The organism is Bacillus sp. EB106-02-03-XG38, assembly GCF_058792175.1.
This window is the reverse complement of the sequence record NZ_JBYTED010000006.1, coordinates 289,086-300,662: the sequence shown is the minus strand read 5'-3', so window position 1 is coordinate 300,662 and position 11,577 is coordinate 289,086. Positions and strand designations below refer to the sequence as shown.

Annotated in this window: 12 protein-coding genes; 2 read left to right on the top strand and 10 right to left on the bottom strand. The window is 36.2% G+C overall.

Going from position 1 to position 11,577, the window contains the following annotated elements:
* On the top strand, positions 1-797 hold a 797-nt coding region (locus tag AC3WTI_RS24255), incomplete at its 5' end, for a Gly-Xaa-Xaa repeat protein (protein ID WP_492304468.1).
* A gap of 77 nt (positions 798-874) precedes the next feature.
* On the opposite strand, the gene hfq is transcribed toward AC3WTI_RS24255, so the two are convergent.
* Entirely contained in the window at positions 875-1,099 is a 225-nt protein-coding gene (gene hfq, locus AC3WTI_RS24250) for an RNA chaperone Hfq (RefSeq protein ID WP_000813896.1), read from the bottom strand.
* A gap of 21 nt (positions 1,100-1,120) precedes the next feature.
* On the bottom strand, positions 1,121-2,074 hold the full coding sequence (gene miaA / locus AC3WTI_RS24245) for a tRNA (adenosine(37)-N6)-dimethylallyltransferase MiaA (protein ID WP_097840506.1): 954 nt from the start codon (positions 2,072-2,074) through the stop codon (positions 1,121-1,123).
* Positions 2,075-2,256: 182 nt separating this feature from the next.
* On the opposite strand from miaA, the gene AC3WTI_RS24240 reads away from it, so the two are divergent.
* On the top strand, positions 2,257-2,502 hold the full coding sequence (locus tag AC3WTI_RS24240; RefSeq protein WP_071757749.1) for a hypothetical protein: 246 nt from the start codon (positions 2,257-2,259) through the stop codon (positions 2,500-2,502).
* Positions 2,503-2,564: 62 nt separating this feature from the next.
* On the opposite strand, the gene entD is transcribed toward AC3WTI_RS24240, so the two are convergent.
* The 8 genes from entD to gabP all read right to left on the bottom strand — a co-directional run bounded on the left by entD (position 2,565) and on the right by gabP (position 11,540).
* On the bottom strand, positions 2,565-3,497 hold the full coding sequence (gene entD / locus AC3WTI_RS24235) for a cell wall-binding protein EntD (RefSeq protein ID WP_087958684.1): 933 nt from the start codon (positions 3,495-3,497) through the stop codon (positions 2,565-2,567).
* Positions 3,498-3,845: 348 nt separating this feature from the next.
* Positions 3,846-5,702 (bottom strand): PTS fructose transporter subunit IIABC, encoded by a 1,857-nt coding sequence (locus AC3WTI_RS24230; RefSeq protein ID WP_097840507.1) that lies wholly within the window; start codon positions 5,700-5,702, stop codon positions 3,846-3,848.
* 13 nt (positions 5,703-5,715) lie between these two features.
* Positions 5,716-6,627 carry a 1-phosphofructokinase gene (pfkB, locus tag AC3WTI_RS24225; RefSeq protein ID WP_097840508.1) on the bottom strand — a complete coding sequence of 304 codons (912 nt, stop codon included), beginning with the start codon at positions 6,625-6,627 and terminating at the stop codon, positions 5,716-5,718.
* A complete protein-coding gene (locus AC3WTI_RS24220; RefSeq protein ID WP_087958681.1) occupies positions 6,624-7,376 on the bottom strand; it encodes a DeoR/GlpR family DNA-binding transcription regulator in 753 nt (250 codons plus the stop codon). The genes pfkB and AC3WTI_RS24220 overlap by 4 nt, the downstream gene beginning before the upstream one ends.
* Positions 7,377-7,535: 159 nt before the next feature.
* Positions 7,536-8,699: an iron-containing alcohol dehydrogenase gene (locus AC3WTI_RS24215; RefSeq protein ID WP_097840509.1), complete on the bottom strand. Its 1,164-nt coding sequence runs from the start codon at positions 8,697-8,699 to the stop codon at positions 7,536-7,538.
* 116 nt (positions 8,700-8,815) lie between these two features.
* Positions 8,816-9,358 carry a DUF420 domain-containing protein gene (locus AC3WTI_RS24210; protein ID WP_000228316.1) on the bottom strand — a complete coding sequence of 181 codons (543 nt, stop codon included), beginning with the start codon at positions 9,356-9,358 and terminating at the stop codon, positions 8,816-8,818.
* Between the two features lie 315 nt (positions 9,359-9,673).
* Positions 9,674-10,012 carry a hypothetical protein gene (locus AC3WTI_RS24205; RefSeq protein WP_116746294.1) on the bottom strand — a complete coding sequence of 113 codons (339 nt, stop codon included), beginning with the start codon at positions 10,010-10,012 and terminating at the stop codon, positions 9,674-9,676.
* A gap of 133 nt (positions 10,013-10,145) precedes the next feature.
* On the bottom strand, positions 10,146-11,540 hold the full coding sequence (gene gabP / locus AC3WTI_RS24200) for a GABA permease (RefSeq protein WP_087958678.1): 1,395 nt from the start codon (positions 11,538-11,540) through the stop codon (positions 10,146-10,148).
* Positions 11,541-11,577: the final 37 nt, after the last annotated feature.

Here is an 11,577-nt window from a genome sequence, read left to right as displayed (position 1 = left end):
GCGCTACTGGACCTCAAGGTGCTCAAGGACCAGCAGGGGCTACTGGCGCTACTGGTCCTCAGGGTGTTCAAGGACCAGCAGGGGCTACTGGTGCCACTGGACTTCAGGGTGTTCAAGGTAACACTGGCGCTACTGGTGCTACTGGTGCTACTGGACCTCAGGGTGTTCAAGGACCAGCAGGGGCTACTGGCGCTACTGGACCTCAAGGTGCTCAAGGACCAGCAGGGGCTACTGGCGCTACTGGACCTCAAGGCGTTCAAGGTAACACAGGGGCTACTGGTGCCACTGGATCTCAAGGTGCTCAAGGACCTACGGGTGCTACCGGTGCCACTGGCATAGGAGTTACTGGACCGACTGGACCTTCTGGCGGCCCGACTGGACCAACCGGGCCTACTGGACCTAGCTTCCCTGTAGCAACAATTGTTGTTACAAACAACATTCAACAAACAGTACTCCAATTTAACAACTTCATTTTTAATACTGCAATTAACGTAAACAACATTATCTTCAATGGCACAGATACAGTTACTGTTATCAACGCTGGTATTTATGTCATTAGCGTATCCATTTCTACAACTGCACCAGGATGTGCCCCACTCGGAGTAGGAATTTCAATAAATGGAGCAGTCGCAACTGACAACTTCTCTTCAAATCTAATAGGCGACTCACTTTCATTCACTACGATCGAAACATTAACTGCCGGCTCAAACATTTCTGTTAAATCTACTCTTAGCGAAATTACAATTCCTGAAACAGGCAACACTAACATTCGCCTTACTGTATTTAGAATCGCTTAAATTCACTATGTATTGTTTATGGCAAATAAAAAAAGAGCGAGAAATTCGCTCTTTTTTTTATGTACAATAATTCATTACTACTCTAATTCAATTGAAACATTTTTTTGTGGTACAAATGTAGAAATTGCATGTTTATAAATAAGCTGTTGCTTACCTTCTGTTTCCAGTAGGACTGTAAAATTATCAAATCCTTTAATTAATCCACGAAGCTGGAAACCATTTAATAAGTACAGCGTAACAAACGTATTCTCTTTACGGAGTTGATTTAAAAATTGATCTTGAATATTGATTGATTGCTTCATGTCGAATCCTCCTCTTTTTCTCTACTTACTATTATTCGACTTTAGTTGTAGCTTTCCTTCTATGTATCGTAAAATTTCTGACGTTTTTTCACCGTCTGTAACATCATACCATGTGACATCCATCTTATTACGGAACCACGTTAATTGACGTTTTGCATAACGACGTGAATTTGTCTTTAATTGTGATACCGCTTCTTCTAAAGAGACACGATCTTCAAAATAATCATATATCTCTTTATATCCAATCGCTTGAATAGATTGACAATCTCGTATCCCTCTATTATACAAGCCTTCTACTTCTTCCAATAAGCCTTGTTCCATCATTATATCAACTCGTAAGTTAATGCGATCGTATAGCATTTCTCGATCCATTGTCAAGCCAATCAAGGAAACATCGTATAATAACTCATTTTCTTGTTTTTCAAGCTGATCACTCATTTTTTCACCCGTCGTGTGAAAAATTTCTAAAGCTCTAATGACACGGCGGACATTATTTGCATGAATACGCTCAGCGCTTTCTGGGTCTACTTCTTGTAATTTTTTATGTACATATTCCACACCATGTTCTACTGCTACCTTTTCCATCTGCTCTCGGTATGTAGTATCACCGGCATCATCCGTAAACTGATAATTGAATAAAACAGATTGTATATACAAACCCGTTCCACCAACGATAATTGGTAATTTACCACGTTCTGTAATTTCTCGAATATGTTTACGAACACGCTCTTGAAATTCAGCAACAGAAAATGACTCTTCCGGATTTTTTATATCGACCATATAATGTGGAATTCCGTCCATCTCTTCTTTCGTCACCTTTGCAGTTCCAATATCCATCGTACGATAAATCTGCATGGAATCTCCACTTATTATTTCACCATTCAATGCTTTGGCAAGATCAATACTTAACTTCGTCTTCCCAACAGCAGTTGGTCCAATGATGACAGCAACTTTTTCACGTTGCACTTCTCCCATATCATTCAACTCTCTTTATGTGATGTACTCCATCTATTGATTATATCCAATCTTACCAATTTTAACGGCATGATTGCAAGTTCTTTCATTCCGGTACATGAAATTATAAATAAAAAAAGAACATAGTTTGTCCAATTCCGCATATACATGAGTAAAAATACGTTTGAAAGGATGAGTTGACTATGGAACAATCTGCCATCAATTTTTCATCGTTAACAAAAGACCTCATTTTAGCTACTGCTACAAAAGAACAAAATTGTTCACAAGAAGAATTATATTTCGCCTTAAATTGTTTGCTACGTTCTTTTCATTCTACTCTCCAAGAAACTACATTACATCCAGAAAATCAAAATACAGAGTATATACAAAATCAATTTTGCAGTGCATATAAAATCATTACAGGTAAAACGATTTATCCTTTTCAATAATTCATAAAAGGCGGTTGCTTACACACTTTCAAGCAACCGCCTTTTATATTCATACATCTATACTACTCTATAACTTTCACTTTTACAGATTTGCGCCCCCAGCTATTAGCACTACCATCTGAACCTACTAAAACATCAATACGATTTCCTTTAATCGCACCACCAGTATCTCCAGCAATCGCTTCTCCGTATCCTTCTACCCATACTTTCGATCCAAGTGGAATTACTTTAGGATCAACTGCAATTACTTTCATATTTGGATTCGCTGTTAAATCATGCCCCATTGCAGTTAATACACGACCACCATACGTACCATTCTCACTTGGATGCGCTGTATACGCTGTCGCTTCTACTGTTATTTCACGTCCACCAGCAGGTGCACTTGTTTGAGTAGATTTCGCAACTTGTTTCGTAGTTGACTGTTGTTTTACCACAGGTTTATTTGATTCTACATTCTTAACAGTCTCTTTGTTCTTAACCACTTTATTATTCTTAACCGGCGTATTTACTCTTACTGGCGCTTCTTCTTGCGTTACAACTTCTTTCTTTTCAATTACAGGTGCCGTTCCTGTTAAAAATGGCACGTGAACATATCCTGTTTTTCCATTGTAGTCAAATTGTAACCATTCATTTTGAACTTGATTTGTCGTTTCAATTACATCATCTTTATTTAGTTTACCAAGAATTTCAGAATCAGTATTCGCTCCAGCACGAACATTTAACACGCCCGCCGTCACATAATATGTACTTTTTGTAAATTCAGCACTTACAAACGCTTCTTGACCATTTAATTTAATTTTTGTCCATCCGTTTTCTGTATTTACAACATCTAATTTATTTCCACTTAACATTTTACCTACAAGCTTAGACTCTACAGTTGGGTTTTCTCTAACATTTAATACGTCTGTTGTTACAATCGTTTCTGCTTTCGCAGAACCTACAAAAATCCCAAGACCAAAAACTGCCGCCGTTGCTATACCTAATAATTTTTTCATGAATAGCCTCCATTTGCTTTGTTTTCGTATTTTCATTATAGCAACAGATTTTTAAGTTTTTTAGAAATCACACAATTACAAACCATTCGTAATATGCGATTAATGAGTTGTAACATAAATTTCCATATTAACGAATCCTATTTCCAATAGAATCCTCAATAGTTTTCATATATTTTCCACATACAAGCACCAGAATTTTTTTCCAGAAAAAATTACAGTATTACTTTTTTGTTACAAAAAAACCATATTTCATTACATCTTTTACCAAAATCCATCATTCTCCAATTATTAACCCCTTTTTTTGTAATAAAAAGGAGTAGCTAATAAAAGCTACTCCTTTTACATCTGTTATTTAACTTTCTTTTTCCAAATCCCCATCATAAGAGCCGAAACAACTGTACCTATTAGTATTGAGAAAATATATAGCACTGGTTTATTTACCAATGCGATAACAAACAATCCACCATGCGGTGCTGGTAATGTAATTTGGAATAACATAGATAATGCACCCGCAATACTTGAACCAACTACACAACTTACTATTACTCGAATCGGATCTGCTGCTGCAAATGGAATTGCACCTTCTGTGATAAACGACGCGCCCATAATATAATTTGTTAAACCGGATTTACGTTCTGCTTCGGTAAACTTTGTTTTAAATAAAGTAGTTGCGAATGCAATCGCTAACGGCGGTACCATACCACCAGCCATAACAGCAGAGTGCACTCCAAAGTTCTGCGCTTCTATTGCAGCAATACCAAATGTAAATGCAGCTTTATTAATCGGACCACCCATATCAATTGCCATCATGCCGCCTAAAATAAGCCCTAATAATATAGCATTTGTACCGTTCAAACCATTTAACCATCCTGTTAACATTTCATTCAATGCTACTACAGGTGGGTTAACTACTTCTTGCATAACAACTCCTGTAATTAATAATCCAAAGACCGGATATAACAATACAGGTTTAATTCCTTCTAACTGTACTGGTAATCCTGAAAACAATTTTTTCAATCCTAAAACAACATATCCAGCTAAGAAACCAGCAATTAATCCACCTAAAAATCCTGCATTCGCATGCGCTGCTAAAAATCCACCGACAACACCAGGCATAAAACCAGGACGATCAGCAATAGAACTCGCAATAAATCCAGCTAAAATTGGTACGAGGAATAAAAATGCTCCTGTTTTACCTCCCCCAATAGACATTAACAATTCGGCCAATGGTCCTTCTGCTTTTATACCACCAAACCAAAATGCTAGTGCAATTAAAATTCCTCCACCAACAACAAATGGAAGCATATTACTTACACCGTTCATTAAGTGCTTATAAATTCCTAACCCTTTTTCCTTCTCTGTGCTTTCCGTCTTTCCATCTTCTTTTATTCCTTTAAAGATTGGCGCGTCTTGTTTTACAGCTCGATTAAGAAGCATTTCCGTCTTTCTAATCCCATCAGCGACTGGTACTTGAATGACATGTTTCCCAGCAAAACGGTTCATTTCTACTTGTTTATCTGCCGCAACAATTATAGCAGTTGCTCGTTCGATATCCTCTTTCGATAAACCGTTTTTTATACCTGTTGATCCGTTCGTTTCAACTTTAATTGCGATACCTAGCTCTGCTGCTTTTGCTTTTAAGCTATCCGCAGCCATATACGTGTGAGCGATTCCAGTTGGACAAGCCGTAACTGCTAATACGTACGGTTCATTTCCTTCTGGTTTTGCAACTTCAACCTCATCTTCTTTCTCATTCTCTTTTTCATCAAATAAACGAAGAAGTTCCTCCTCATCCTTTGCTTCTAATAATTGCTTACGAAACGCTTCATCCATTAATAATGTAGATAGGCGCGATAACGTTTCTAGATGCGTATTATTCGCTCCTTCACTTGCAGCAATCATAAAGAATAAATGCGCTGGCTGTCCGTCAAGTGATTCATAATTGATACCGCTTACACTTCTACCAAAACAAATCGCTGGTTGCTTAACAGCTTTTGTTTTCGCATGAGGGATTGCAATCCCTTCCCCTATTCCAGTTGTACTTTGCGACTCCCGCTTTAAAATCGCTTCTTTAAATTCCACTTTACTATTTAAACGATTTGCACCGGCTAATGTCTCAACTAATTCATCTATGACAGCTTCTTTATTTGAAGCTGTCAAATTCATAATAACTGTATCCCTTTTTAATAGTTCTGTAATTTTCATATGTTGCTTCCCCCTATCGCTTAGCTACAATTACTTGCGACAACAATTCTTCTACTTTTTTCTTCTCACATAAATCAGCTGAAAATGCTGTTGCACTCCCTGTTGCAACGCCATATTGAAATGCTTTTTCAATATCTTTTGTCTGTTCATATTTACCTACAAATCCTGCAACGAGAGAATCTCCAGCTCCAACCGAATTAATTACAACACCTTTTGGAACAGTTGCTTCATATATACCTTCCGCCGTAAATAATAAAGCTCCGTCTCCGGCCATTGATACGATAACATGCTCTACACCTTGTTCGATTAATTTTCTTCCATACGGTAAAACATCTTCTACTGTGGAAATCTCTACACCGAATAGCTCACCAAGTTCATGATGATTAGGCTTAATTAAAAATGGCTTATTTTTAATTACGTGTTGCAGTGCACTTCCGCTCGCATCAACTACTACGCGAATACCTTTTTCAGCTCCGAGCACTGCGATTGATTCATAAAAGGTAGTTGGGATAGACGACGGTACACTTCCAGCTAGTACAACATAATCTCCCTGCTTCATACTTTCGATTTGTTTCATTAATTGTTCAAATTGTTCATTTGTCACATTTGGCCCTTGCCCATTTAATTCCGTTTCTTCTTGCCCTTTTATTTTCACATTAATTCGAGAATCTTCATCCACTTGGACGAAATTTGTTGTTACACCTTCCGTCTGCAGTACATCTTTAATAAATTGACCGGTAAATCCACCAGTAAATCCAAGTGCTATATTTTCAACACCTAAACGATGGAGAACACGAGAAACATTAATCCCTTTTCCACCAGGAAACTTCATATCTTTCTCTGCTCGATTTACTGTGCCTAAATCAAAGGAATTCACTTGTACTACATAATCAATAGATGGATTTAAAGTAACTGTATAGATCATTGTTTATCAGCCTCAATTACATTGGTTTGTCTTTTATATTTTTCTAAATCAATTTCTAAATGGTTTGTAATAATATTCGCCTCTTCAACATTGGCAATTTTCGCAAACGCAACTTCTGAAAACTTACTTTCATCAATTAAAAAATATCCTTCGTTCCCTAATGTTAATGCCATTTGTTTTAAAAGCGCCTCTTCTGGATCCGGTGTTGTAAAACCAAGCTGTTCATGTACACCATTCGCTCCTAAAAAACATTTATCAAAACGGTACTTTTGCATACTTTCCTGTGCCATCGCACCGATTAAAGCTTTCGTCCTACTTTTCATCATCCCGCCCAGTAAATATGCACGAATATTATTTTCAACTAGAGCTTCAATATGCATAAGTCCATTCGTAACGACAGTAACATCTTTATTTATTAAAAATGGAATCATTTCAAATGTCGTACTTCCTGCATCTAAATAAATACAATCACCTTGTTCAACTATGTTAGCCGCATACTTCGCAATTTGTTGTTTTATTTGAATGTTTTTGGATGATTTTTCAACCATCGTCGGCTCCTGTCCTTTTCCTGTTAAAACAGCCGCACCACCGTGAACTCTTTTTAGTAATCTTTGTTTTTCCAATTGCGCTAAATCACGACGAATTGTTGATTCAGAGCTTTCTGTACTTTCCACTAATTGTTGTAATTTAACAACCTTCTGCTCTTTTACAAGTTGCAATATCATTTGATGACGTTCAGGAGTTAACATTTCATTCACCTCTTCTTTGATTACAGTATAATGAAAACGATCACAAAAATCAACCACAAACATCCATAAATAATCAAAATCATTCAAAAGCATTTATAACCAACAAAAAAAGAAACCTATTTGATATAACAATTAAATAGGTTTCTTTTCTCGATTCACTTATAGAGAAGCTTTATATATGCTTAAAACATCATCTTTATTTAATTTTTTAAAGTTACCAAATTCACCATAAGTCATCGCTTTATCCACCATTACATCAATTTCATTTTCTCCAATAGCATAATCCGCTAATGTTACCGGCGCCTCAATTGAAGTCCAAAATTGACGTAACGCCTCAATTCCTTCTAACGCAATTTCTCGATCAGTCTTCCCATCTGTTTCTACATCGAATACACGAATAGCAAACTGTTTAAAACGACTTACATTTTCATCTACAACATGCTTCATCCAGTTCGGGAATAGAATTGCTAAACCGCCTCCATGTGGTATATCATGAACCGCAGAAACTGCGTGTTCAATATTGTGAGTTGCCCAGTCTCCTTTTACTCCCATCGCTAAAATGCCGTTTAGCGCCATAGTACCGCAATATAAAATAGTTTCTCTATGCTCATAACTTTCTAAATCACTTAACAGTTTAGGAGCCGTTTCAATTACTGTTTTTAAAACAGACTCACAATAACGATCTTGTAATTCTGTATTTGTTCCATGATGGAAATATTGCTCTAATACGTGCGACATAATATCTACCATACCGTAAATTGTTTGATCCCTTGGCACAGAAGCAGTATGAACGGGATCTAAAATTGAAAATTGTGGGAAAGTAACTGGACTACCCCAGCCATATTTTTCATTCGTTTCCCAGTTTGTAATAACAGAACCAGCATTCATTTCAGATCCTGTTGCCGCAAGCGTAAGCACAGTACCAAACGGTAATGCCTCACTAGCAAATACTTTTTTCGTTACAATATCCCATACATCTCCATCGTACTTACTACCAGCAGCAATTGCCTTCGTACAGTCGATTACACTTCCTCCACCAACTGCTAAAATAAATTCAATACCATTCTCTTTACAAATTTGAATTCCTTTCTTTACAGTTGATACACGTGGATTCGGTTCAACACCTGTCAATTCAAATACTTCTGCATTTATATCTTTTAAAATAGAAAGTACATTATCATAAATACCATTTCTTTTAATACTTCCTCCCCCATATACGAGAAGAACTTTTTTACCGAACTGTGGAATTTCAGCTTTTAACTGTTCTAATTGACCTTGACCGAAAATAAGTTTTGTTGGATTACGAAATAAAAAATTTTGCATATCCCTTTACCATCCCTTCTATATGAAAAGCAACTATACTTTTGTATAACATATTTTTTTCATTTCACAAAAATATTTGCCTAACAAAAAAATCCCAGCCTACAGGCTGAGATTTTTTATTGATAATAAGGTGAGATCATTAAGTAAACAATAACACCAGACAAACTTACATATAACCAAATCGGCATTGTCCAACGTACGATTTTACGATGGCGTGTTAATTGATTTGTAAAACCAAATACAAGTGCAAACAATGCAAGCGGTACAATAATTGCTGCCAGGATAATATGTGTAATTAAAATGATAAAATACACATATTTAATGAATCCTTCTCCGCCAAAATGTGTTGCCGGCGCCAGGTAATGATACGATAAATAAGAAACACAAAATAGCAACGTTGTTGTAAATGCTGCCAGTATGAAACCACGGTGCATTTTCACATTTTTCTTAATAATAGAGTATAGAGCTGCTAATAAGAATACGAACGTAAAGCTATTAAAAATTGCATTTAACATTGGTAAAATTGTTACATCAAAATGTACTTCTCCTTCATAGCCAACAGGTCCAAAGAACAAAAATAAAATAATCGCATTTACAATTACAGAAAGCGTTATCACAATAGGAGCATAGCTTTTCTGATTTGTTGATTGATCCACCAAAATGGTCACTCCCTCTTCCTTCAAATATGTATACGTAACCTCACTATTTTAACATACTATTCACAGTGTAAATGTGACAATAGTTTGACACAGTAAGACAGAGCAAAAAAAATCCTTCTTAATAAAACTTCTTAAGAAGGATTTTATCGCTTTATTATTTAAATAGCAATGTACTTAGTTTTTGTTGAAAAACGTATTGCTATATGCTTGAAAAATTTCAGACACTTGATATCCCATTAATGAAATTGCTGTTAATGAAAAGAAACCAATCATAAGAAATCGAAACCACATATAAATCTCCTCCTTGTATTTAGCTTAAAAAACGTTCGCTATATTACAAGTTGAGTGGCACTCTTCATCATCGCTTTCCTTTTTCTTTACAATTGCAGTTATAAATCGAATCATAAAGAATATAACAAAAGGAAAATGTTCGTAATTCACATTGGCATAGTTTAGCAACGGCTCGCGCTGCACATCGAACGAGGATGAGAAGGAATAGAACATACCTTGCTCTTCCATATATACAATTACAATTTTCATACAAAACATTATTCCTAGAAACGAAACAATATCTTGCCATTCTGTCGTATATAACAGGTTATACAGCTCTAATACGTACTCTTCCATCGTCATCCCCCCTTCCTTTTTTACCATTTTGCTCGCCTTCATATAAAAAGTCAAGAAAAAAGTTTATATTCACTATGACAATAGTAATTACTTGTTTCTATGATTATATATGATTCTTTTATAGCAATGATTGGGTGTAACCCTCTTCTAAAACAAGAAATTAGAAGCGAACAGATTCCTCATTCTTACTTTTAGAATTCAACACTGTACTATTTTTATTTCTATTAAAAATAAAATAAGAAATGATTATAAGAACAGTAACAAGCATCGTTAATAATGCCTGCGAACGCAAAGATTCAATTGCTAGCATAGCAACTAAAACTGCTATAATAGCTGCAATTGTAACATACGTTGCATACGGGAAAAACCACATTTTCACTTTCAAATTTTGTTGTTCCACTTTTCCCATTTTTTTACGTATCTTTAAATGTGAAACTGCTATAACGAGATAAACGAGTAAAGCAATCCCACCAGATGCATTCACTAAAAATAAAAATACTTTATCTGGAGATATGTAACTAAAAACAACTCCAATGTAAGCAAAAAAAGTTCCGAATAAAACTGCCCGAACTGGAACACCACTACTGTTCAATTTCAAAAATGCCTTTGGAGCATCTCCTCTTTCTGCCATCGAAAAAAGCATTCTTGAGTTTGTATATAAACCCGAATTTAAACAAGAAAGTACGGCTGTTAACACGATGAAATTCATAATTTGTGCTGCCGCTGGTATCCCTATATGTTCTAGTACCGCTACAAACGGACTTTTTAGTATGTTTGCTGAATTCCACGGAAGAAGTGTAACAACTATAGCGATTGATCCAATAAAAAATACGAGAATACGCCAAATCACACTATTTGTTGCTGTTTTGACTGCTTTTACAGGTTCAGCAGATTCTCCAGCGGCTACTGCAACAATCTCAGATCCCATAAATGAAAATATAACGACGGTAATTCCAAGCAGCACGGAACTGATGCCGTTTGGCATAAATCCTCCTTGCCCTACTAAATTCGAAGTGCCAGGTGCTTCCGTTCCTGGTACAAATCCTAAAATAACAGCCAGTCCAAGACAAAGGAACAAAACAATACTTATTACTTTAATAAATGAAAACCAATATTCAAATTCTCCAAATGATTTCACTGAAAAAACATTCGTCAATGTTAATAAAATCGTTAATATTAAGCTTAATAACCAGAGCGGGATTTCTGGAATCCAGTATTGAATAATACCAGCACCTGCTGTAGCTTCTATTGCAATAACAATTACCCAGAAAAACCAATATAGCCACCCAATTGTATACCCCGCCCATGGACCAATTGCTTCTCGTGCATATGTTGCAAATGAACCACTTGTCGGGTTAATAGCTGCCATTTCTCCTAGCATTCTCATAACGAAAATAACTAGAATTCCTGCTAATGCATATGAAACGATAGAACCTGGCCCTGCTGAATGTACAACCGCACCACTCCCAACAAACAAACCAGCTCCTATTACGCCGCCAATTGAGATCATTGTAATATGGCGTATTTTGAGGTCTTTCTTAAGATTTTTATCCAACTCTTGTACATCCCCTTCCAAACGTAATTTTGAAATT